Origin of the sequence: Arsenicitalea aurantiaca, assembly GCF_003994485.1 — a bacterium.
Classification (GTDB): Bacteria; Pseudomonadota; Alphaproteobacteria; order Rhizobiales; family Devosiaceae; genus Arsenicitalea; species Arsenicitalea aurantiaca.
This window is the reverse complement of the sequence record NZ_RZNJ01000002.1, coordinates 473,562-495,628: the sequence shown is the minus strand read 5'-3', so window position 1 is coordinate 495,628 and position 22,067 is coordinate 473,562. Positions and strand designations below refer to the sequence as shown.

The 22,067-nt window shown below is 65.6% G+C and carries 17 protein-coding genes; 9 read left to right on the top strand and 8 right to left on the bottom strand.

The window, feature by feature from the left end; all coding sequences use genetic code 11:
- Positions 1-271: 271 nt before the first annotated feature.
- Positions 272-2,515 (top strand): efflux RND transporter permease subunit, encoded by a 2,244-nt coding sequence (locus tag EMQ25_RS06785; RefSeq protein ID WP_127187797.1) that lies wholly within the window; start codon positions 272-274, stop codon positions 2,513-2,515.
- On the top strand, positions 2,512-3,036 hold the full coding sequence (locus EMQ25_RS06780; RefSeq protein ID WP_127187796.1) for a hypothetical protein: 525 nt from the start codon (positions 2,512-2,514) through the stop codon (positions 3,034-3,036). The genes EMQ25_RS06785 and EMQ25_RS06780 overlap by 4 nt, the downstream gene beginning before the upstream one ends.
- Positions 3,037-3,118: 82 nt before the next feature.
- On the opposite strand, the gene ssb is transcribed toward EMQ25_RS06780, so the two are convergent.
- Complete coding sequence (gene ssb, locus EMQ25_RS06775) at positions 3,119-3,616, bottom strand: single-stranded DNA-binding protein (protein WP_127187795.1); 498 nt, start codon at positions 3,614-3,616, stop codon at positions 3,119-3,121.
- 412 nt (positions 3,617-4,028) lie between these two features.
- On the opposite strand from ssb, the gene uvrA reads away from it, so the two are divergent.
- The 4 genes from uvrA to EMQ25_RS06760 all read left to right on the top strand — a co-directional run bounded on the left by uvrA (position 4,029) and on the right by EMQ25_RS06760 (position 8,389).
- Positions 4,029-6,923, top strand: a complete 2,895-nt coding sequence (uvrA, locus tag EMQ25_RS06770) for an excinuclease ABC subunit UvrA (protein WP_127187794.1) — start codon at positions 4,029-4,031, stop codon at positions 6,921-6,923.
- A 178-nt stretch (positions 6,924-7,101) separates the two neighbouring features.
- Positions 7,102-7,254 (top strand): hypothetical protein, encoded by a 153-nt coding sequence (locus tag EMQ25_RS18030; RefSeq protein ID WP_158625987.1) that lies wholly within the window; start codon positions 7,102-7,104, stop codon positions 7,252-7,254.
- A 198-nt stretch (positions 7,255-7,452) separates the two neighbouring features.
- Positions 7,453-7,602 (top strand): DUF1127 domain-containing protein, encoded by a 150-nt coding sequence (locus EMQ25_RS06765; protein ID WP_127187793.1) that lies wholly within the window; start codon positions 7,453-7,455, stop codon positions 7,600-7,602.
- A 139-nt stretch (positions 7,603-7,741) separates the two neighbouring features.
- Positions 7,742-8,389, top strand: coding sequence for a LysE family translocator (locus EMQ25_RS06760; RefSeq protein WP_127187792.1), 648 nt, complete (start codon positions 7,742-7,744; stop codon positions 8,387-8,389).
- Positions 8,390-8,391: 2 nt separating this feature from the next.
- Here EMQ25_RS06760 and EMQ25_RS06755 read toward each other — a convergent pair whose 3' ends face one another.
- Positions 8,392-9,042, bottom strand: coding sequence for a glutathione S-transferase family protein (locus tag EMQ25_RS06755; protein ID WP_127187791.1), 651 nt, complete (start codon positions 9,040-9,042; stop codon positions 8,392-8,394).
- Positions 9,043-9,123: 81 nt separating this feature from the next.
- On the opposite strand from EMQ25_RS06755, the gene EMQ25_RS06750 reads away from it, so the two are divergent.
- Entirely contained in the window at positions 9,124-9,684 is a 561-nt protein-coding gene (locus EMQ25_RS06750; protein ID WP_127187790.1) for a type 1 glutamine amidotransferase domain-containing protein, read from the top strand.
- A gap of 101 nt (positions 9,685-9,785) precedes the next feature.
- On the top strand, positions 9,786-11,168 hold the full coding sequence (gene trmFO, locus EMQ25_RS06745; protein WP_127187789.1) for a methylenetetrahydrofolate--tRNA-(uracil(54)-C(5))-methyltransferase (FADH(2)-oxidizing) TrmFO: 1,383 nt from the start codon (positions 9,786-9,788) through the stop codon (positions 11,166-11,168).
- On the opposite strand, the gene EMQ25_RS06740 is transcribed toward trmFO, so the two are convergent.
- The 4 genes from EMQ25_RS06740 to aspS form a co-directional block, all read right to left on the bottom strand.
- Positions 11,128-12,921, bottom strand: coding sequence for a DUF4153 domain-containing protein (locus tag EMQ25_RS06740; RefSeq protein WP_127187788.1), 1,794 nt, complete (start codon positions 12,919-12,921; stop codon positions 11,128-11,130). The two genes, trmFO and EMQ25_RS06740, sit on opposite strands and share 41 nt — an antisense overlap.
- Positions 12,922-13,001: 80 nt before the next feature.
- A complete protein-coding gene (locus tag EMQ25_RS06735) occupies positions 13,002-15,284 on the bottom strand; it encodes an NADP-dependent malic enzyme (RefSeq protein ID WP_127188151.1) in 2,283 nt (760 codons plus the stop codon).
- A gap of 97 nt (positions 15,285-15,381) precedes the next feature.
- A complete protein-coding gene (locus tag EMQ25_RS06730) occupies positions 15,382-16,941 on the bottom strand; it encodes an EAL domain-containing protein (RefSeq protein ID WP_127187787.1) in 1,560 nt (519 codons plus the stop codon).
- Positions 16,942-17,116: 175 nt separating this feature from the next.
- The gene (gene aspS, locus EMQ25_RS06725) at positions 17,117-18,889 is read right to left on the bottom strand and encodes an aspartate--tRNA ligase (protein WP_127187786.1); all 1,773 of its coding nucleotides are present in this window, start codon (positions 18,887-18,889) and stop codon (positions 17,117-17,119) included.
- Positions 18,890-19,082: 193 nt separating this feature from the next.
- On the opposite strand from aspS, the gene rnd reads away from it, so the two are divergent.
- Positions 19,083-20,237 (top strand): ribonuclease D, encoded by a 1,155-nt coding sequence (rnd, locus tag EMQ25_RS06720; RefSeq protein WP_127187785.1) that lies wholly within the window; start codon positions 19,083-19,085, stop codon positions 20,235-20,237.
- A gap of 50 nt (positions 20,238-20,287) precedes the next feature.
- On the opposite strand, the gene EMQ25_RS06715 is transcribed toward rnd, so the two are convergent.
- The gene (locus EMQ25_RS06715) at positions 20,288-21,058 is read right to left on the bottom strand and encodes an SDR family NAD(P)-dependent oxidoreductase (protein ID WP_127187784.1); all 771 of its coding nucleotides are present in this window, start codon (positions 21,056-21,058) and stop codon (positions 20,288-20,290) included.
- Positions 21,059-21,069: 11 nt separating this feature from the next.
- Positions 21,070-22,059: a D-erythronate dehydrogenase gene (gene denD / locus EMQ25_RS06710; protein WP_127187783.1), complete on the bottom strand. Its 990-nt coding sequence runs from the start codon at positions 22,057-22,059 to the stop codon at positions 21,070-21,072.
- Positions 22,060-22,067: the final 8 nt, after the last annotated feature.

The following is a 22,067-nucleotide window of genomic DNA, read 5'->3' as shown; positions in this document are numbered from 1 at the left end:
GCGATGTCACTCGGGCCGCCGGGGCGGGCCTGATCTTCTGGTTTGTCTGTCACTGGGCTCTTGGCGGTTGGCAGAATTGACCATGATATAGGCGATTCCTGTCGGGTTTGCCACGCCGGTGCCCTCTCCGGCCCGATCCCTGCCATTGGCGTGGTTGGGCGGGACCATGCTTTTTGGATCACGTTCGGGACGGGAAGCGCCCCCGCGGCTGGACGCGCGCGAGATGAGCCCATAGTAATCCACGGGCTTGACTGTTGGGGGAACAGAATCAGTGTCTATCGGCTTCGGACTCGAGCGGCTGGGCCTCCTGACGCTCCGCTATCCGCGCATCGTTGCGGCTCTCGTCATTGCGTTCACGGCGCTCTGCGTCGCGCAGACCCCCCGGGTTTCAGTCGATGGCGACCTGATGCGCGTGTTCAACGCGTCCGGCGAGCATTTCGAGCGCTATGAGGATTTGACGGCGACATTCGGCACGTTCGAGGACGATGCCTATGTGCTTGTCACCACCGATCGGCTGACCGATCCCGACGTGATCGAAGAGCTGCGCTTTCTCGCCTTCGAGCTCGAGCTCAACGACTATGCGGTGGGCACGCTCTCGCCCTTCTCGCTCCGAAAGCCGGCAGGCGACGACCAGACCGTGCCCGCGGTGCCCGAGAACATGTCGAGCCCCGAGGAAGTGCGGCAGGTGCTGACCGAGCTGCGCCAGACCGACCCGATCATGCAGAACCTGATCGTGGAAGACCTCTCGGGCATGGTGATGATCATGTTCCCCAACAACGAGCTGACGAGCGCGCCGGGCGGCACGCAGGCGATGATCGCGAGCCTGCGGGAACTGGTCGCGCTCTATGACAGCGACGACGTGCGGGTCGAGCTGACCGGTCCGCCGATCTGGACATCCGAAATGCTGGACGCGAGCATGGCGGACCAGACCAAGTTCTCGATCTTCGGGTTCCTCATCGGGGCCGTGATCGCGCTTCTCACCCTGCGCAACATCTGGGCGGCGCTGATCGCGACGGTTGCGCCGGGGCTTGCGGTGCTCTGGGTGATCGGCACGGTGATGCTGCTCTTTGGCTCGTTCACCTTCCTCACCATCATCGTGACGACGCTGGTGCTGGTGCTGTCCTTCGCCGACAGCATGTATTTCACCTTCTCCTGGATCCGGCTCTGGAACGAGGGGATGGACCCGCGCGAGGCGCTGCGACAGGCGATCATCAGGGTGTTGCCGGCCGCAGCGCTGACCTCGCTCACCACCATGGTGTCGTTCGCCACGCTGACGGTGGTGCAGGGCCAGGGCATCGAGGAGTTCGGGCTCTCTGGCATGGTTTCGGTCGGCATGGCCTATGTCTGCGTTGCGACCTTCTCGCCCCTGATCATGCTGCTCGCGATCCGGCTCGGCTTCGTACCGCCGCGCAAGCTGTCGGTCGCGGTGACGGCGCCCATTCCACCGGCACGCATGCTGGTCAATTCCGGAGCCAAGGCGCTGGCGATCGGCGGGCTGATCGCCGCCGTCGCGATGCTCTATCCGCATTTCCAGCTGCAGCCGCGGTTTTCCTTCGAGGATTTCCTGCCCCGGGATTCGGCGGCGCTGCAAACCGCCGAGAGCATCGATTCGGGCGTCGGCGGGGTGGCGCCCGTCTATGTGCGCGTGCCGCTCGAGGGCAATGATCCGAACCTGACCGATGCGGACTTCGAGCGCGTGCGCCAGGTGCACGAGATTCTCGAGGCGAGCGTGGGTGAAGGCAAGGTGATCTCGGGGGCGAGCCTCTTCACCTATTCGGATGCGGGGTTCAGCCGCGAGCAGATCTTCGATGCGGTCGGGCCATTCCTCAGGCAGCGCTTCGTGACCGATGACGGCAGCCAGGCGCTGGTGACGGGTTTTCTTCCCACCATCATCGATTCCAACGAACTGCGCCGGATCGTCAACGACACCGATGCGGCGCTGGCGGAGGCGGGGATCGCGGCCGAAACGTCCGGCTATCGGCTGATGACGACGTTTGCGAGCACCGACATCATCGAGGCGCTGCGCAATTCGCTGATGGGCGCGATCGTGCTCAACATCTTCCTGATCAGCCTCGCCTTCCGGTCCTGGAAGATCGGCCTCGTCTCGCTCGTGCCGAACGTGCTGCCGATCCTGGGGACCGAGCTCTATCTCTACTTCTCGGGCACGGGCCTGCAGATCACCACGGTGATCGCTCTCACCATCGCCTTCGGCATCGCGCTCGACGACACCATCCACTATCTCTCGACCTATGTCCGGCACCGCCGCAATGGCGAGAGCAACAAGGAAGCCGTCGACGCCGCGCTGGTGCGGGTGGGGCCGGCCATCGTCGCGACGACGATGATCCTCTGCGCCGGCGTGTCGGTGGTCGCGTTCTCGGCGCTCCCGCAAGTTGCTATATTCGGCACACTCGTTGTGATAACGCTGCTCTGGGCAGTCTTCGCCGACCTGTTGATCCTACCGTCTCTATTGATCGCCGGGGGGCGCTTCTTTGATTCACTTGGAGAACAGAAATGATTGAACCGAGGCAGCTGATGCGTGCAGCCGCGCTCGCCGGGATACTGGCCGTGTCGGGCGGACAGGCCGTGCCCGTCGCCGCCGCCCCTGCCGATGTGGCGCTCCTCAAATCCTATGTCGGGGAGTGGCGCGGGCGCGGGCAGATGCGCGGCGCCAACACCGAAACCGTGGTGTGCCGCCTGTCGCTGACCGAGGGCAATCAGGACCGGGTCAACTATAACGGCCGCTGCACGCTGGCGGGCGCGAACCTGTCGATCGCCGGCACCCTGGCCTATGTCGATGCGAACCGCCGCTTCGAGGCGGTGATGAGCTCGAACACCGCCTTCCAGGGCGTGGCGATCGGGCGCAAGCAGGGCAACAACCTCGTCTTCAACCTGCGTGAGCGCGATACCAGCGAGGGGAACGACATGACGATCACCTCCAACATCACGCTCTCGGGCAGCCAGATCAGCGTCGACTTCAACGTCGTCGACGCGAAGTCGGGCAGCACGGTCTCGGCGCGGGTGCCGTTCTCCAAATAGGCATCTGCCGGGCTGAAATAAGGAAAGGCGGCCCTTGGGACCGCCTTTTTCATTTCGCGTTCGCTGTCGAGCCGCCCTGCGATCAGAACGGGATATCGTCGTCGGAGCCACCCGATTCGAAGGCCGGCATGCTGGATGGACGGCGACCGCCGCCCTCCCCGCCGCCACGACCACCTTCGAACTGGCGCGGGCTGGAGAAGCCGCCGCCACCGCCCTCACCGCCCTCGCCGCGCCCGTCGAGCATGGTGAGGGTGGAGTTGAACCCCTGCAGGACGATCTCGGTGGAGTATTTGTCCTGGCCCGACTGATCCTGCCATTTGCGGGTCTGCAGCTGACCCTCGATATAGACCTTGGAGCCCTTGCGCAGATATTGCTCGGCGACGCGGGTCAGCCCTTCGGAAAAGATCACCACGCGGTGCCATTCGGTGCGTTCGCGCCGCTCGCCGCTGTTCTTGTCGCGCCAGTTTTCCGAGGTGGCGACGCTGAGATTGACCACCTTGCCGCCGCTCGGCAGGCTGCGTACCTCGGGATCGGCACCCAGATTGCCGACGAGGATCACCTTGTTCACACTGCCTGCCATGTTCCGTCCTTCCTGAACTTCCGGGGCCGACTGGCCCGATTTCGGCGCGCATCCTAAGACTTTTGCGCCCCGATGTCGGGCGACAAATCCGATATGGCGTCGCGTAACCCACAGGGAAAGCGAGGCCGATGCGCATAGGTTCCGTTTATGTTCTTCCGAACCCGCCCGGAGTCAAGGGGCCTGGCGGCACGACCCACTTATCCACAGGCGCTTGCCGAATCCCCGTGTTCCGCATATGTTCCTGATCGTGCCCGCAGCGCATGGCTGGGGTGAGGCGAGCGGACGCCTCCTCGCTTGCGGGTGCGCAGCCTTGCGCCTATCTGAACCACGAGCGCACTCCGCCCGTTGAGGGGCACAGCAGCATCGACCTGCCGCACCGTCCGGCGCGGGGGCACATCCACGGACGGTATTGATGGCCGACACTCCCAATCCCAATCGCGAGATCGTCATTCGTGGCGCCAAGGAGCATAACCTCAAGTCGGTCGACCTGAGGCTGCCGCGCGACAAGCTGATCGTGATGACGGGGCTGTCGGGATCGGGAAAATCCTCGCTCGCCTTCGACACCATCTATGCCGAGGGCCAGCGGCGCTATGTCGAGAGCCTCTCGGCCTATGCGCGCCAGTTTCTCGAGATGATGCAGAAGCCCGATGTCGAGCAGATCGACGGGCTCTCGCCGGCGATCTCGATCGAGCAGAAGACCACCTCGCGCAATCCGCGCTCGACGGTGGGCACGGTCACCGAGATCTACGACTATCTTCGGCTGCTGTTCGCGCGCGTCGGCGTGCCCTATTCGCCGGCCACGGGCCTGCCGATCGAAAGCCAGACCATCAGCCAGATGGTGGACAAGGTGCTGGCGCTGCCGCCGAGCACGCGACTGTTCCTGATGGCGCCGATGGTGCGGGGACGCAAGGGCGAGTTCAAGCGCGAGCTCGCCGAGCTGATGCGCAAGGGGTTCCAGCGCGTCAAGATCGACGGGGAATTCTACGACATCGAGGACGCCCCTGCCCTCGACAAGAAACTGAAGCATGACCTGGAGATCGTCGTCGACCGCATCGTCGTCGGGCCTGAGATCGCGTCGCGGCTGGCCGAGAGCTTCGAGACGGCGCTGCTCCTCGCCGACGGTATCGCGATCGCCGAATTCGTGGACGAGAAAGAGAAGGACGGGAGCGCGCGGCGGATGACCTTCTCGGAGAAGTTCGCCTGCCCGGTTTCCGGCTTCACGATCGCCGAGATCGAGCCGCGGCTGTTTTCGTTCAACAATCCCTTCGGCGCCTGCCCGGTCTGCGACGGGCTCGGGACGGAAGCCAAGATCGATCCCAATCTCATCGTCTCGGATGTGACGCTGTCGCTGCGCGACGGAGCGATCGTGCCTTGGTCGAAGACGTCGGCGCCATATTACCAGCAGACGCTGAACGCGGTGACCAAGCATTTCGGTGCCTCGACCGGGACGACCTGGCAGGACCTGCCCGAGAACGTGCGCGATGCGGTGCTCTACGGCACCGGCCGGACGCCGATCAATTTCGTCTATGACGATGGCCTGCGCACCTACAAGAGCACCAAGCCCTTCGAAGGCGTGATCGGCAATCTCGAGCGCCGCTACCGGGAAACCGAGAGCGCAGCCATGCGCGAGGAAATCGAGAAATACATGTCCTCGGCGCCCTGCGTCGCGTGCAATGGCTATCGGCTGAAACCCGAGGCGCTGGCGGTGAAGGTCGGCGGCGTGCATATCGGGCAGGTCACCGAGAAATCGATCCGGCAGGCAGCGGTCTGGTTCGAGACGCTGCCCGAGGCGCTCAACGAGACGCAGCGGGCCATCGGCGAGCGCATCCTCAAGGAGATCCGCGAGCGGCTCGAATTCCTCAACGATGTCGGGCTCGACTATCTGACGCTGGCGCGCAATTCAGGGTCGCTCTCGGGCGGCGAGAGCCAGCGCATCCGGCTCGCGAGCCAGATCGGCTCGGGACTGACGGGCGTACTCTACGTTCTCGACGAGCCCTCGATCGGGCTGCACCAGCGCGACAATGCGCGGCTGCTCGACACGCTGCGGCGACTGCGCGACCTCGGCAACACGGTGATCGTGGTCGAGCATGACGAGGACGCGATCCTCACCGCCGACCATGTGGTGGACATCGGCCCGGGCGCGGGCGTCAATGGCGGGCGCATCGTCGCCGAAGGCACGCCGGACGATATTCTGCGCCATCCCGACAGCCTCACCGGCCAATATCTCTCGGGGCGGATGGGTATCGCGACGCCGCCCGAACGGCGCAAGCCGAACGCGGCGCGGGCGCTCCATCTCGATGGGGCGACGGGCAACAATCTGAAGAATGTTTCGGTCGACGTGCCGCTCGGGCTCTTCGTCGCGATCACCGGGGTTTCGGGCGGCGGTAAGTCCACCCTGATGATCGACACGCTCTATCAGGCCGTGGCGCGCCGGCTGAACGGTGCGCGGGTCAACCCTGCGCCGCACAACCACCTCACCGGGCTCGAGCACCTCGACAAGGTGATCGATATCGACCAGAGCCCGATCGGGCGCACGCCGCGCTCGAACCCCGCGACCTATACGGGCGCCTTCACCCCGATCCGCGAGTGGTTTGCCGGCCTGCCGGAATCCAAGGCGCGCGGCTACGGGCCGGGGCGGTTCTCGTTCAACGTCAAGGGCGGGCGCTGCGAGAAGTGCGAGGGCGACGGTGTCATCAAGATCGAGATGCACTTCCTGCCCGACGTGTACGTGACCTGCGAGGTCTGCAAGGGCAAGCGCTACAATCGGGAGACGCTGGAGGTCGAGTTCAAGGAGAAGTCGATCGCGGACGTCCTCGACATGACGATCGACGAAGCTGTGGAGTTCTTTGCCGCGGTGCCCTCGATCCGCGACAAGTTCGCGACGCTGCAGCGCGTGGGGCTCGGCTATGTGAAGGTCGGCCAGCCTGCAACGACGCTTTCGGGCGGCGAAGCGCAGCGGGTGAAGCTCTCCAAGGAATTGTCCAAGCGCGCGACGGGGCGGACGCTCTACATGCTGGACGAGCCGACGACGGGCCTGCATTTCCACGACGTCGCCAAACTCCTCGAGGTGCTGCATGAGCTGGTGGACACCGGGAACACGGTGCTCGTGATTGAGCACAATCTCGAGGTGATCAAGACCGCGGATTGGGTGATCGATCTCGGGCCCGAGGGCGGCGACGGTGGCGGGGAGATTGTCGGGATGGGAACGCCCGAAGAAGTGGCGGCCAACCCGCGCTCGCACACCGGACGCTTCCTCAAGGAAGTCATGGAGCGCCGGCCCGGCAAGATCGGCCAGGCGGCGGAATAGCCAGACTGGCCGGATTGGCCATCCGGGAGTTTGGGCCTTTTTGGAATGTGACGATTGTGCGGTCGCGGCATGCGAGTGGCGCATGGCGACCCTGAGGGCGAGGTGATGGCTGGCCGCCGCGATTCGCGCGATCATGGTGGCGTTCGGAGCTGCAGGACGCAAGCCGAGAGGAACGCCGATGTTCGTAAGAGCCGTATGGCGCACGAGGCGCCTCGTGGATGTGAAGCAGACCCTGCGCGAAAACGACGTGCCCTCGACCAGCGGGACGGGCATGCTCGGGATCGCCGGGCCCGACTTCACCAAGATGACCCGTGGATTGTTCGACCGCTGAAGCCTTACGGCGGTCTCAGGTATTGACGGCCGCCGGAGCGCCCGGCGGCCGTCGCGTTTTGGCCATCGCGCTTAATGCAGTGTGAAGGAAAACCGATCGAGGCCTGCATCCGGCGCATGGCAAATCTGAGCAATCTGGGTCTGCTCATCGGGACCGACGAGGACTAGATATCTCCCTGTAAGACAAGGAGACAGACAAATGGACATTCGCAAGACTTTCAAGAAGTGGGCCGCCTACCAGCAGACCGTCCGTGAGCTCGCCGCTCTCGACAATCGTCAGCTCTCTGATCTGGGCATCACCCGCACCGACATCCAGCGTATCGCCCGCGATCATGCCAACACCCTCTAAAGGTTGTTGGTCAGCATCTAGCGTCGAAAAGCATCGAACGCCCGCTTCCTGAAAGGAGCGGGCGTTTTGCTTTGTGCGGACAGATCTGGAAACGTGGCGGCGCGCGAGCTAAGCTGCTTCTTTGAAAGTTGCTTTACCCATGATCGACGCTGGCGCACTTACCCTCTATATCGCTGCGGCCCTGCTCCTGGCCATCACGCCCGGGCCGGGCATTTTCTATGTCGCGGCGCGGACTTTGTCGGGCGGACGGGCGGAGGGCATCGCGTCGAGCTTCGGGACGGGTGTCGGGGGCATCGTGCATGTCGTCGCCGGCGCGGCGGGCGTATCGGCGATCGTTCTCGCCAGTGCCGAGCTCTTTACCCTTCTCAAGATTCTGGGCGTGATTTATCTCGCCTGGATTGGTGTGCGCACCATCCTCGCCGCCCGGCGGGAGCCGCTTCGTTTCTCCATCGACAATGGAGGTGCAGCGCCTTCGGGCGTGAGGCGGGCGTTTCGCGAAGGGGTGATCGTGGAGGCGCTGAACCCCAAGACCGCCGCGTTCTTTCTCGCTTTCATTCCCCATTTCGTCGATCCGTCTACCGGCAGTGTGGCGCTTCAGTTCGTGGTGCTCGGCCTCGTTTCGGTAACCCTGAATACGCTGGCCGACATCGTCGTGGCGTTTATTGCCGGGCGGATTTGCGACGGCGCAACGACGCGGCCCAAGCTGGTCCGGCGGCTTCGGGCGTTTTCCGGCGCCAGCATGATCATGCTTGCGGCACTTCTCGCCACAGCTCGGCGGCCGGGATAGCCTCAGAACGCCAGCCGGCCACGCAGCTCTTCATAGGAGACGCAGACGGCCTTGCGGTAGGCGGGGCGGTCGAGGAGGCGGGCGTACCAGGCTTCGAGATGGGGCAGCGGGGTGCGCTCCACGTCCATGGTCATCCAGCGATACATCGATGCGCCCGAGACGATGTCGGCGTAGGTCAACCGATCGCCGGCCATGAAGGGCGTCCGTGCCAGCTGACGGTCCATGATCGCATAGGCCTCGTTGGCGCGTGCGACGGCGCGATCGATGGCCACCGGGTCCTGCTCCTCGGGCGGGGTGCGCACGAGCAGCCAGAAGACCTGCAGCCAGCCCTGCTGCAGGGTGGTCGCGGTCCAGTCGGTCCACTGGTCGACGATGGCGCGCTCGGCGAGCGGCTCGGGGCAGAGCGTGCCCATCCCGTAGGCGGCGGCGAGATAGCGGACGATGGCGTGGCTCTCCCAGAGGACGAGGTCTCCGTCGCGCAGCGTGGGCACGAGGCCGTTGGGGTTCATGGCGAGATATTCGGGCGTCCTGTTGCCGCCAAAGCTGCCGGCGAGCGGGATGCTGGCATAGTCGAGCCCGAGCTCCTCGAGCGCCCATATGGCCTTCTGTACGTTGGACGAGTTGAGCCGTCCCCAGATCGTGATGTCGGCCATGGTCCAATGCTCCCTATAGGCTGGAACCGCGCTGCGCGGCGCGCCGTTGAAGCTCCATACCAACAGATATGGAGCAGAATCATGCGTGATCTTTCAGGCAAGACCATCGCCATCGTCGCGACCAACGGGTTCGAGCAGTCCGAACTCGAAGTGCCGCACAAGACGCTCAAGGATGCCGGTGCGACCGTGCACATCATTTCGCTCGAAGCCGGCGAGATCAAGGGCTGGGACAAGACCGACTGGGGCAATGCGGTCAAGGTCGACCGGACGGTGGATCAGGTTTCGGCGGACGATTACGACGCCATCGTGCTGCCGGGCGGGCAGATCAACCCGGACCTGCTGCGCGTCGAGACATCGGTGCTCGATCTCATCAAGGCATTCTGGACGCAGAAGAAGGTCGTCGCGGCGATCTGCCATGCGCCCTGGCTGCTGGTCGAGACCGGCATCGTCAAGGGCCGCAAGGTGACGTCTTATCCGTCGGTCAAGACCGACGTGATCAATGCAGGCGGGCTCTGGGAAGACAGCACTGTCGTCACCGACCAGGGGCTGATCACGAGCCGCAATCCGGACGATCTGCCGGCTTTCTGCGACAAGATCGCAGGAGAAATCCTCGAGGGCCGGCACGAGCGTCGCGCGGCCTGAGACGACAGATCACCGAGCCTTGATGGGGGGCGTGCCGGAAGCGGCGCGCCCCTTTTGCCGGCGCGATTGCGCGGGGCCCGGGCGCCTGCTATCAGCCGGCCATGTCAACAGAACCCATTCATATCATCGGCGGCGGGCTCGCCGGATCAGAAGCTGCGTGGCAGGCCGCCGAGGCGGGCGCCCGCGTCATCCTGCACGAGATGCGACCGGTGCGCGCCACCGATGCGCACCACACCGACGGGCTCGCAGAACTCGTCTGCTCCAACAGCTTCCGCTCGGACGATCACGAGCACAATGCGGTGGGGCTGCTGCATGAGGAAATGCGGCGCTGCAACTCGCTGATCATGAAAGCGGCGGACAAGCACAAGCTGCCGGCAGGCGGCGCGCTGGCGGTCGACCGCGATGCGTTTTCCGAGGAGGTGACGCGCACCATCGCCAACCACCCCTCGATCGAGATCGACCGGGCAGAAGTGGCGGGCCTGCCGCCCGCGGAGTGGACCAACGTCATCATCGCAACGGGTCCCCTCACCTCCCCGGCGCTGGCGGAGGGGATCGCGAAGCTCACGGGCGAGGATTCGCTGGCCTTTTTCGACGCGATCGCGCCGATCGTGCACGCCGACAGCATCGATCGCGACATCGTCTGGGCGCAGTCGCGCTATGACAAGGCGGGACCGGGTGGCACGGGGGCGGACTATCTCAACTGCCCGATGGACGAGAAGCAGTACAACGACTTCGTGGATGCGCTGCTGTCCGCGCCGCTGCATGAATTCAAGGACTGGGAGAAGGTGCCCTATTTCGACGGGTGTCTGCCTATCGAGGTGATGGCCGAGCGCGGCCGCGAAACGCTGCGCCATGGGCCGATGAAGCCGGTAGGCCTGACCAATCCGCGCAACCCCACGGTCAAGCCGCACGCGATCGTGCAGCTGCGCCAGGACAATGCGCTCGGCACGCTCTGGAACATGGTCGGCTTCCAGACCAAGATGCGGTATGGCGTGCAGACCGAGATTTTCCGGATGATCCCGGGGCTCGAGAACGCTCAGTTTGCGCGGCTCGGCGGACTGCACCGGAACACGTTCATCAACTCGCCCAAGGTGCTGGGACCCGATCTGAAGCTCAAGGCCGATCCGCGGCTGCGGTTCGCCGGCCAGGTAACGGGCGTCGAAGGCTATGTGGAGAGCGCAGCGATCGGGCTCGTCGCTGGCCGGCTTGCCGCGGCGGACGCGCGGGGCGAGACCCTGCCCACGCCGCCGATGACGACGGCGTTCGGCGCACTCATCGCGCACATCACGGGCGGCCATATCGAGGCGGAAGCCTATTCGGGTGCGCGCTCGTTCCAGCCGATGAACGTCAATTTCGGGCTCTTTCCGCCCGTGACCATCAGCAAGCCCGAAGGCGTGAAACGCTGGAAGTCGGTCGAGAAGACGCAGGCCAAGCGCCGGGCGATCACCTCGCGCGCGCTGGCAGACCTTCAGGGCTGGGTCTGACCTGCTCCAGCGGACGCTCTGAAAAGAGCGTTCCGGCGAGGTTGGTGAGGCGGCGCGCGACGGCGTCGCCTTCTTCGCGCAGCTCGATCGAGGCGCTGTCGAGCGCGATGCGATAGCGCGTGCCGCCGATCAGGAAGTCGATGACCGGATCGATGGCGGTGCCTTCATGCTGGCTGGCGACCCAGTCGGCAAGGTCGATCTCGACGAGGCGGAATTGCTGGCGGACCTGCAGGCGGTTTTCGGTAAGCCGGAAGGCGAGCGGACCGGCATTCGAGGCAAAATCCCCGGCCTGCACCGCGCCGACGAGATGGGGCGTCCTCGAAACGTCGACACTGCCGCCGAAGCGCTGCCGGTCTACCGACAGGTAGGTCGTCCCCGGCCCCACAAGGCCTTCATCGGGAACACCCCAGCCGCTGAGCAGGGTTTCGATGGGCCGGCGCGCACCATCATAGGCGACGCCATGGCGCGCGAGAACTTCGCGCAGCGCGGCGCTGTCGCGCGCCTCATAGGCGAGATAGGTCATCGCGCTGCGGGCGGCGCGGGCCTCGGCGACGGTCCAGCGGGCAACTGAGTCCGGGCCGGTGATGCCACCCGAGACCAGCAGCCGCTCGAGGCGGGCCGACTGGTCCCAGCGCGGTGCGTTCTCATAGCTCCACGGGCCGACTGAAATGAGGGCGAGGATTATTGCCGCAATGGCGGGGATAAGGCGGATATCGCCGCGCCGGAGGATGAAGAAGGCTGCGAGGAGCGCCGCCCAGACGCCGCCGGCGACGAGGAAGATGCGCTCGGAGGTCAGCCCGTAGGCATCGACGCGGATCCAGACCGCGACGGCGAAGAGCCCCAGCGGCACGAGGGTGAGCCAGAACCATATCCGACGGAAGAGCCGGACGAGCGCACGCTCGCGCATGAAGGCGGGGTGCAGAAGAAGATAGGTGGCGGCGCCGCTCACGACATAGCCGAGCACCATCCAGCCGAGCATGCCCTGGGGCAGCGTGCCGGTGACGGCGATCTGCACGGTGTAGGCGAGGAGGATGCCCGCATAGGCGAACAGCACGGGGGCGAGGATGAACTGGCCCAGAAAGCCGACGGCGCGGGCGAGAAAATCGGGACGGCGCAGCGCATTGGGGTCATAGGCATCGAGCCGCGGCAGCGTCGTCAGCCAATATACGGGCGCGAGGAAGGCCCCGACCACGGGCAGCACGACATCGTAGAAGAAATCGCGTGTTTCGAGGCCGAAGAGGATGGCGAGGGAGCGCTCGATCGCGACCATGCCGAGCGCGACCAGCAGGAAGGCGATGATGGCGAGGATCGCCGTGGTCGCGCCCTGATGGTTGAGCCACCAGAAGCGGTCCTGCTGCTCGGCCCTGAGGCTGCCGCGGCCGATGCGGGTGAAAGCCGACACCGAGAGCCAGAGCACCGCGATCACCGGCAGCACGTATGGGGCGATTAAGGGTTCGGCCAGGGGCAGGCAGGCAAGGCCGGCGAGCGGTGGCAGCACAAAGGCGAGAAGCGGCCCGGGGATCCCGTCATAGGGGCGCGATTCGCGGTAGAGCACGCCTGCGGTGCCGAAGAGGAACGCGACGCCGAGCCCGAGAACGGCGCGCGGCCAGAAATCGTCGCTATCGGAGAGGAGCCCGGTGGCGACGCCGACGAGAATGGCGGCGGCGATGGCAGCAAGGACTACCGGCAGGGGGAAGCGCCAGAGTGTGGCCAGCGCATCCGGCGCCAGTGCGAAGCGCGATCTCCAGCTCATTACGGCCCTCCAGCCCCCGACGGGATCATCCCCGAACGGCATGGTAGCGCCGTTCGGGGCATATCCAAGGCCGGACTGGCTTACTCGGCTGCTGCAGTAAGCCCGAGCGCCTCTGTCGCGGCGATGGCGGTCATGTTGACGATGCCGCGGCTCGTCGTCGAGGGCGCGAGGATGTGCGCGGGAGAGCCGGGACCCATCAGGATCGGCCCGACCGAGATCGCCTCGTTCATCTCCTTGAGCAGGGTCATGGAGAGGTTCGCCGAATCAAGGTTCGGGAAGATAAGAAGGTTGGCTTCGCCGCGCAGGACCGTGTCGGGGATGTAGCGCTCGCGCAGCTGCTCGGACAGGGCGAGGTCGCCCTGCATTTCGCCCTCGACGATCATCTCGGGGGCGACAGCCTTCAGCTTCTGATAGGCCTCGCGCATCTTGTAGGCGGTGTCGCCGTCACGCGAACCAAAGTTCGAGTAGGAGAGCAGCGCCACCCGGGCCTCGATGTTGAAGCGCTTGAGGTGGTCGCGCGCCTGCAGCGCGATCGAGACGATCTCGTCGGCTGTCGGCTCCATGTTCACATAGGTATCGGCAAGGAAGAACGCCCCACGCGGCATGATCAGCATGGAGAGCGCCGAGACGTCCTTGATGCCGTCCTGCAGCCCAAGGACCGAACGGATGTCGCGCACGTGCTTGATGAAGCGGCCCTGTAGGCCGCAGAGCAGCGCATCGGCCTCCCCGCGCTTGACCGCGAGCGCACCGATGACAGTGGTGTTGGTGCGCACGATGGTGCGGGCCGTGTCCGGCGTGACGCCGCTGCGGCCGACGAGGGAGTGGAAGAGGCTGACATAGTCTCGATAGCGCGGATCATCCTCGGGGTTGATGATCTCGAAATCGCGGGTGGGATCGAGGGTGAGCCCGAAGCGGGCGATCCGCTGCTCGATGACCGCCGGACGGCCGATGAGGATGGGCCGGGCGATGCGCTCCTCGAGGATGACCTGGGCGGCGCGCAGCACACGCTCGTCCTCGCCATCGGCGAAGGCGACGCGCATCCCCTGCCCGTGCGCCCGGTCGATGATCGGCTTCATCACGAGGCCGGACCGGAACACGAAGCGGTTGAGGCTGTCGCGATAGGCATCGAAATTCTCGATCGGCCGCTTGGCGACGCCGGTCTCCATGGCAGCGGCGGCAACGGCCGGGGCGATGCGCAGGATGAGCCGCTGGTCGAAGGGGTTCGGGATGATGTGATCGGGCCCGTAGATCGCGGGCTGGCCGGTGGGCGACACCTCGAGGCCGGGATCATGCGCAAGCTTGGCGATGGCCTTCACGGCGGCGAGCTTCATCTCCTCATTGATGGTCGTCGCGCCCACGTCGAGCGCGCCGCGGAAGATGAAGGGGAAGCAGAGGACGTTATTGACCTGATTGGGATAGTCCGACCGGCCGGTGCAAATCATGGCGTCGGGCCGGATGGCGCGGGCCTCTTCGGGCATGATCTCGGGCACGGGATTGGCGAGGGCCAGCACGAGCGGCTGGCGGCCCATGCGGGCGACCATTTCGGGCTTCAGGACGCCGGGCGCCGAGAGGCCGAGGAAGATGTCGGCGCCGTCGATGACTTCGGCGAGGGTCGTGGCGGTGCTGTCCTGGGCGAACTCCCCGCGCCAGCGATCGGTCACGTCGGGCCGGTTCTTGGTGACGAGCCCGTCCTTGTCGGCGACCCAGATGTTCTCGTGGCGCGCACCAAGGGCGACGAGGATCTTGAGGCAGGCGATGGCGGCGGCGCCGGCACCGGAGGTGCAGATCTTGACGTCCTCGATCTTCTTGCCGGAAAGCTCGAGGCCGTTGAGGACGGCGGCGCCGACGATGATGGCAGTGCCGTGCTGGTCGTCGTGGAAGACCGGGATGTTCATGCGCGCGCGGAGCGCTTCCTCAATCTCGAAGCAGTCCGGGGCCTTGATGTCTTCGAGGTTGATGCCGCCGAAAGTAGGTTCGAGTGGCGCGACGACCTCGATGAATTTCTTGGGGTCGGTCTCGTCGACCTCGATGTCGAAGACGTCGATGCCGGCGAACTTCTTGAATAGGACTGCCTTGCCTTCCATCACCGGCTTGCTCGCGAGGGCGCCGATTGCGCCGAGGCCGAGCACGGCGGTGCCGTTGGAGATGACCGCGACTAGATTGCCGCGCGAGGTATAGCGCACCGCCGCATCGGGGTCGGCAGCGATTTCTTCGCAGGGAGCGGCGACGCCGGGGGAATAGGCGAGCGCGAGGTCGCGCTGGTTGCCGAGGGGCTTGGTGGGGCGGATCTCGAGCTTGCCGGGCTTGGGATATTCGTGGAAATGCAGCGCGGCCTCGCGCAGCGCACGTTTCTGTTCGGTCATGTCGGTAGACACAGGCACGCCCCCCTTCTTTCTAGCGGCCTCGTCAATGTCACTAAATGGCGCCGTTGAAAAGGCCGACGGGCGGGATTCCGCCTCTTCAGGCCGCGTCCGGCACGCCCTGGCCGACCGGTGCGACGTTCTGCCCGTGCCGGGCATGCAATGCACGCGCCAGCTCCCGGAAGGAATTGACCTTGAGCGCCGGGGCGAAGAGGTAGCCCTGCGCCATCACGACACCGCGCGCGCGGAGGTAAAGCGCCTGGGCCTCGGTCTCGACGCCCTCGGCGACGATCTCTGTGCCGAGGTCCCGCGCCATGGCGATCAGCCCATCCAGAATGGGCACCTGGGTGGCGCCTGGCTTGATCATGTCGACGAAGACGCGGTCGATCTTGATGACGTCGACGCCGAGCGTCTCGATGTAGGCGAGGTTGGAATGGCCGGTGCCCGCATCGTCCATGGCGAGCCGGGCGCCGAGGGCGTGGAGGCCCGAGATGACGCTGTTGGCCTGGAGCGAATTGCCGAGCGGGCGGCGTTCGGTGATTTCGAAGACGAGCTGGCGGTAGTTGATGGGGCTGCCGCCGAATATGGCCTGCACGTCCTCCACGATGGTGCTGTCGCGGAAATGGCCCTCGAAGAGGTTGATGCTGATCTTGAGGCCGGGCACTTCGGTGCAGAGATCGGAGAGGTCGGTGCGCACCTGCTGCATGAGGCTCAGCGTCATCGGGATGGCGAGCCCGGTCACCTCCGCATAGTCGATGAAGGCGCCCGGCGGCACGACTTCGCCCGAGCGCTTCTCCCAGCGGCAGAGCACCTCGCAGCCGGCGAGTTCGCCTGTGCGCAGGTTGATGACGGGTTGGTAATAGGGCTTGAGCTCTCCAGCAACGATGGCGCGCTCGAGATCGACGGCGGGAATGGCCGAGCGGCGCACATATTGCAGGGCGAGGAAGAGGAACGCACCGCTCATCACGCAGGCGATAAGGGTGAAGCTGAGGTCCAGATCGGCATAATCGGCGCGTACGAGCGCGAAGGGCATCGCCGCATCCACCCGGATGGGCAGCTCCCCGACGAAGGCGCTGGCGGAGATGTATTCGGTTCCCGAACGCTGATCATAGCCCGTCGGATCGCCGACGGTGACGATATCGGTCCCGTCGGTCAGGGCGATCCGCAGGACGGAGGCCGGGGGCATACCGAGAGCCAGCCCCTCGAGCGGATTGGCAAGGACGGGTACGAAAGCTGCGACCGTGCGGTTGTTGCCGAATCCCTGGGTGACCTTGAGGACGGGCATGTCGAGCCCGTTCATCTGCACGACCGCGAGGCGCTCGGTCTGGCGCGGCAGGCCCAGATCCTGCGAGAGCGCGACATAGTCGACCTCGCGCCCCAGCGCGTCACAGAACTGCACACCGTCGCTGTTTTCGACCAGCACTTGGCGCAGCGAGAGGCTGGCGCCCATTTCGGCATGGACGTTGGAAAGGAAGGTCGGGGTGCAGAGCGAAGGGCTCTGGGACAGGATCCGGCGCAGGGAGCCCACGGCGGCGTTCGCCGAATCGGAGATACGCTCGGCGAAGGTGTCGACCCGCTGCTGGATCACGGCCCGCTCGCGGACACGCACGTAATTGTCGAGGAGATAGTCTACGGCCACGACGGGCGCGAAGGCCAGCATGGCGCTGACCAGCACTAGGATATGAGAATATCTCGCTCTCACTGCCGGTGAACTTTCGACGCCGCAACGTCTACCGAAATAGCAGCGACAGGCTTAAGGCCCGGTTAATGCGCGTTAACTGGTAAGGCCTGAATGCGGAGACGGAGGGCGCCGCAGCGGGCGCCCTCTTCCATCATCAGTCCTTCTTTTCGACCGCGATGCGGATCGAGAGTTCGCGCAGCTGCTTGGCCGAGACACTCGAGGGCGCACCCATCAGCAAGTCTTCGCCCTGCTGGTTCATCGGGAAGGCCGTGACCTCGCGCAGATTGCTCTCATGGCAGAGGAGCATGATGATCCGGTCGATGCCCGGCGCAATGCCGCCGTGCGGCGGCGCGCCGTACTGGAGGGCGCGCAGCATGCCGCCGAACTTGTCCTCGAGGGTCGACATGTCGTAGCCGGCGATCTCGAAGGCACGCCGCATGATGTCGGGCCGATGGTTCCGGATGGCGCCCGAACTCAGCTCGTAGCCGTTGCAGACGGCATCGTACTGGAAGGCATTGATGGTGAGCGGATCCTGCGTCTCGAGCGCCTCGAGGCCGCCCTGCGGCATGGAGAAGGGGTTGTGCGAGAAATCGACCCGCTTCTCTTCCTCGCTCCACTCGAACATCGGGAAGTCGACGATCCAGCAGAAAGCGAACTGCTCGACGTCGAGGAGGTTGAGTTCGGTGCCCGCACGTGTGCGCGCTTCGCCGGCGAACTTGTAGAATTTCTGAGGCAGGCCGCAGACGAAGAAGACCGCGTCCCCATCCTTGAGGCCGAGCTGGGTGCGGATGGCCTCGGTGCGCTCGGGGCCGATGTTCTTGGCGATCGGGCCGGCGCCCTCGCCATCGCGGAAGAAGATGTAGCCGAGGCCCGGCTGGCCCTCGCCCTGTGCCCAGGCGTTCATGCGGTCGCAGAAGGCGCGGCTGCCGCCGGTCGGCGCGGGGATCGCCCAGACTTCGACCTTGGGGTCGTTGGCGATCTGCCCGGCAAAGACCTTGAAGCCCGAGCCGGAGAAATGCTCGGTGACGGCTTCCATCTCGATGGGGTTGCGCAGGTCCGGCTTGTCCGAACCATATTTGCGGATGGCTTCGGCATAGGGGATCTGCGGGAATTTCTGCGTGACCCGCCAGCCATTGCCGAATTCCTCGAACACGCCGCGCAGCAGCGGCTCGACGGCGTCGAACACGTCCTGCTGCTCGACGAAGCTCATCTCGATGTCGAGCTGGGTGAACTCCGAGGACCGGTCATGGCGGGGATCCTCGTCGCGGAAGCACTGCGCGATCTGGAAATAGCGATCGAAGCCCGCGATCATCAGGAGCTGCTTGAACTGCTGGGGCGCCTGCGGGAGCGCGTAGAACTTGCCCGGGTGCAGGCGCGACGGCACGAGGAAGTCGCGCGCGCCTTCGGGGCTCGACGCGGTCAGGATCGGGGTCTGGTACTCCATGAAGCCCAGATCCATCATGCGCCGCCGGATGGAGGCAATGACCTTGGAGCGCAGCACGATGCGGTTGTGCAGCCCGTCGCGGCGCAGATCGAGGAAGCGGTATTTGAGGCGCGTCTCCTCGGGATAGTCCTGATCCCCGAAGACCGGCATGGGCAGCTCGGCGGAACGGCCCAGAACCTCGATCTCGCGGATGAAGACCTCGATGGCGCCGGTGGGTAAATTGGTGTTGACCGTCTCGGGCGTGCGGGCCTTCACCTCGCCGTCGATCCGCACGACCCATTCGGCCCGGACCTTCTCGACTTCGGCGAAGGCGGGAGAATCAGGATCGACCACGCACTGGGTCAGCCCGTAATGGTCGCGCAGGTCGATGAAGAGCAGGCCGCCATGATCGCGGATGCGGTGGACCCAGCCGCTCAGTCGCACGGGATTGCCGACATCCCCCGTGGTGAGCGCTGCGCAGGTGTGCGAACGGTAGCGGTGCATCTGACGTCTCTGATCTATACGGAATGGCTGGATTCGGGCCGGAAAAGCGCATGGGGCAGCCCTTTTGTCAAGGCGAGCCCCCTGCCCGGCTTTACCATGCGCGCAAAGCATTGAACGCCAGACGCGAATCCGCACTGGAGCCAAGGCCCATCCCCTGTTAGGAGAATATTAACACATTGAGAATGGCGGGATAATGGAGCTCATCACCACAACGGATGCCCTTGCAGACTTCACCGCGCGGGCGCGCGAATTCGATTTCGTTACGGTCGATACCGAGTTTCTGCGCGAGACGACCTACTGGCCAAAGCTCTGCCTGCTGCAGGCCGCGACATTGGACGAGGCGGTGCTTGTCGATCCCCTCGCGGCGGGGATCGACCTGGCGCCGTTCTTCGGGCTTCTCGACGATGCGGACGTGACCAAGGTGTTCCATGCCGCCCGGCAGGACATCGAGATCTTCGTAAAGCTGACGGGGCGGGTGCCGGCCAACATCTTCGATACCCAGATCGCAGCGAGCGTCTGCGGCTTCGGCGACAGCGTTTCCTACGACAATCTCGTGCGCTCGGTGGTGGGCGCGGAAATCGACAAGAGCTCGCGCTTCACCGACTGGTCGGCACGGCCGCTGAGCGAGAAGCAGCGCAGCTACGCGCTGGCGGACGTGACCCATCTGCGCGACATCTACAAGGCCCTGCGCGAACAGGTGCGCGAAACGCGGCGCGAAGATTGGGTCGAGGACGAGCTTGAGACGCTGCGGCGGATCGAGACCTATGTGGTGACCCCGTCGGAGGCCTGGCAGAGGCTGAAGGCCAAGATCAACCGGCCGCGCGACCTTGCGGCGCTGCAGGTGCTGGCGGCATGGCGCGAGGAGCGTGCGCAGAGCGCCGACCAGCCGCGGAGCCGCATTCTCAAGGACGACGCGTTGGCCGAACTGGCGATCCAGCGGCCGACTTCGCCGCAGGCCTTCGAAAAGCTGCGCGCAGTGCAGCGCGGCTTTGGCCGCTCTTCGGCGGCGGCGGAGATCATCGCGCTCCTGAAGCAGGTGGAGGAGCTGCCGAAATCCGAGCTGCCGGCCATGCCGGAGCGCTATCGAGGGCCCTCGCCCAAGGGCGCCGTCGGCGACCTCATCCGGGTGCTGCTGAAGGCGGTGTCCGAGGAGCATGGCGTGGCGCCGAGGATCATCGCGACATCCGACGACATCGACGCGCTGGTGCTGGACGACGATGCGGACGTGGCGCCGCTCAAGGGCTGGCGGCGCAAGCTCTTCGGGGAGAAGGCACTCGCCATCAAGCACGGGCGGCTGGGGCTCGCGGCGACCCGGAAGGGCGTGGTGGAGTTCGAGATCGACGCCTGAGGCAGAGGCCGGCGCCGCTCACGGGTGCGCCGGCCGAGTTCCCCCGTGAGTTACTGGGCGAGGAACCCGCCATCGACCGGCAGGGTGTGCCCAGTGACCATCCCGGCGGCGGGGGATGCGAGGAAGAGGACGGCGGCTGCGACCTCCTCGGGTTCGGCAAGGCGCCCGAGCGGCGTCATCGCCTCGATGCGGCGGACCAGCTCGGGCTGGGCGAGGAGCGGCGCTATGAACGGCGTCTTCACATAGGTGGGTGCGACTGCGTTGACGCGGATGCCGGATGCGGCCCATTCGACGGCGAGCGCGCGCGTCATGTTGACGATGGCGCCCTTGGTGGTCTGGTAGGAAATGTTGGGATAGAGCCCGCCGCCCGAAAGCCCCATGATCGAGGCGGTGTTGACGATGGCACCGCCCCGACCCGCCGCCAGCATCTGGCGGGCTGCAGCCCGGGCGCAGAGGAAGCTGCCGGTCATGTTGACCGAAACGACTTTCTCCCAATCGCCCAGCGAATGCTCGACCGCCGGATGACGGAGCGCGATGCCGGCGCTGTTGACGAGGACGCCGATTTCCGGGAGCGCGGCGAAGGCGGCATCGACCGCGGCCTCATCGGCGACGTCAAGCGTGACGCCCGTGGCGCCCGGGATCCCGGAGCCCGCTTCTTCGGCCTTTGCGCCGTCCCGATCCATGACGATGACGCGGGCGCCGGCGGCGCCGAACATGCGGGCGACCGCAAGGCCGATGCCGCTGGCGCCGCCGGTTACCGCCGCGACAGTGCCGTCGAGGCGAAAGTTACCGGCCGCGGCCGGTGCAGAATCGTTTGGCATGAGCCCTCCCCTCAGCCGCCGATGCGGCCGCCGAGCTCGTCCTCTACATGGATGCGGATGATCTCGTCAAAGGAGGCATCGCCGACAAAGCCGAGCGCCAGCGCGCGCGCCGGATCGAAATCGCGCGGCCAGCCGGCGACAATCTCCCCGATCATCGGGTCGGGCTCGCGCCGGATGAGGGCGACCGCTCGATCGCCGGCCACGCGGCGCAGAGCCTCGATCTGCTCACCGACCGTGGCCGAAAGGCCGGGCATGTTGAGCACGCGCCGCAGCCCGACCGCCTCGAGGTCGATCTCGGCGGCATGGCGCAGGAAGCCGACGGCGCGGCGGGGGCTCACATGCCAGTGCCGGACACTCTCGTCGACTGGCAGCACGGCCTCCTGACCGCTGAGCGGCTCGCGCAGGATGTTGGAGAAGAAGCCGGAGGCCGCCTTGTTCGGCTTGCCCGGGCGGATGCAGACGGTCGGGAGCCGAATCCCGATGCCTTCGAAGAAGCCCTTGCGCGAGTAATCGGCGAGAAGCAGTTCGCCGATCGCCTTCTGCGCGCCATAGCTGGTGCGGGGGGTGAGGAAGAACTCGTCGCCGATCTTGTCCGGGAAAGGTGCGCCGAACACCGCAATGGACGAGGTGAAGACGACGCGCGGCTTGTAGGGGGCGTTCTGGCCCTCATGCCGGATGGCATCGAAGAGGTGCCGGGTGCCGTCCAGATTGATGGCATAGCCCTTGTCGAAATCGAGTTCGGCCTCTCCCGACACGATCGCCGCGAGATGGAAGACCGTGTCGGGGCGGCCCGACACCAGTTCGGTCGAAACGGCAGGGTCGGCGATGTCGCCGGACTTGATGACGACTTCGCCCGTGAAGCCCGCTGGGGCGGTCGGGGGGATGACGTCCATCAGGGTGAGCTTTTCGACCGGCTGGCCGGCGAGGCTTTCCCCCGATGCGATGCTTTCGGCGAGCTTGCGCCCCACCATGCCGGCGGCGCCGATGATCAGAACGTGCATTGGAGATC

Bases quoted from the DNA above. Each gene is read 5' to 3' on its own strand.
- EMQ25_RS06740 (WP_127187788.1), bottom strand. From the start codon at position 12,921: ATGAGCTGGAGATCGCGCTTCGCACTGGCGCCGGATGCGCTGGCCACA.
- EMQ25_RS06755 (WP_127187791.1), bottom strand. From the start codon at position 9,042: ATGGCCGACATCACGATCTGGGGACGGCTCAACTCGTCCAACGTACAG.
- uvrA (WP_127187794.1), top strand. From the start codon at position 4,029: ATGGCCGACACTCCCAATCCCAATCGCGAGATCGTCATTCGTGGCGCC.
- EMQ25_RS06730 (WP_127187787.1), bottom strand. From the start codon at position 16,941: ATGCTGGCCTTCGCGCCCGTCGTGGCCGTAGACTATCTCCTCGACAAT.
- rnd (WP_127187785.1), top strand. From the start codon at position 19,083: ATGGAGCTCATCACCACAACGGATGCCCTTGCAGACTTCACCGCGCGG.
- EMQ25_RS06750 (WP_127187790.1), top strand. From the start codon at position 9,124: ATGCGTGATCTTTCAGGCAAGACCATCGCCATCGTCGCGACCAACGGG.
- EMQ25_RS18030 (WP_158625987.1), top strand. From the start codon at position 7,102: ATGTTCGTAAGAGCCGTATGGCGCACGAGGCGCCTCGTGGATGTGAAG.
- denD (WP_127187783.1), bottom strand. From the start codon at position 22,059: ATGCACGTTCTGATCATCGGCGCCGCCGGCATGGTGGGGCGCAAGCTC.
- EMQ25_RS06765 (WP_127187793.1), top strand. From the start codon at position 7,453: ATGGACATTCGCAAGACTTTCAAGAAGTGGGCCGCCTACCAGCAGACC.
- trmFO (WP_127187789.1), top strand. From the start codon at position 9,786: ATGTCAACAGAACCCATTCATATCATCGGCGGCGGGCTCGCCGGATCA.
- ssb (WP_127187795.1), bottom strand. From the start codon at position 3,616: ATGGCAGGCAGTGTGAACAAGGTGATCCTCGTCGGCAATCTGGGTGCC.
- aspS (WP_127187786.1), bottom strand. From the start codon at position 18,889: ATGCACCGCTACCGTTCGCACACCTGCGCAGCGCTCACCACGGGGGAT.
- EMQ25_RS06715 (WP_127187784.1), bottom strand. From the start codon at position 21,058: ATGCCAAACGATTCTGCACCGGCCGCGGCCGGTAACTTTCGCCTCGAC.
- EMQ25_RS06760 (WP_127187792.1), top strand. From the start codon at position 7,742: ATGATCGACGCTGGCGCACTTACCCTCTATATCGCTGCGGCCCTGCTC.
- EMQ25_RS06735 (WP_127188151.1), bottom strand. From the start codon at position 15,284: ATGACCGAACAGAAACGTGCGCTGCGCGAGGCCGCGCTGCATTTCCAC.
- EMQ25_RS06780 (WP_127187796.1), top strand. From the start codon at position 2,512: ATGATTGAACCGAGGCAGCTGATGCGTGCAGCCGCGCTCGCCGGGATA.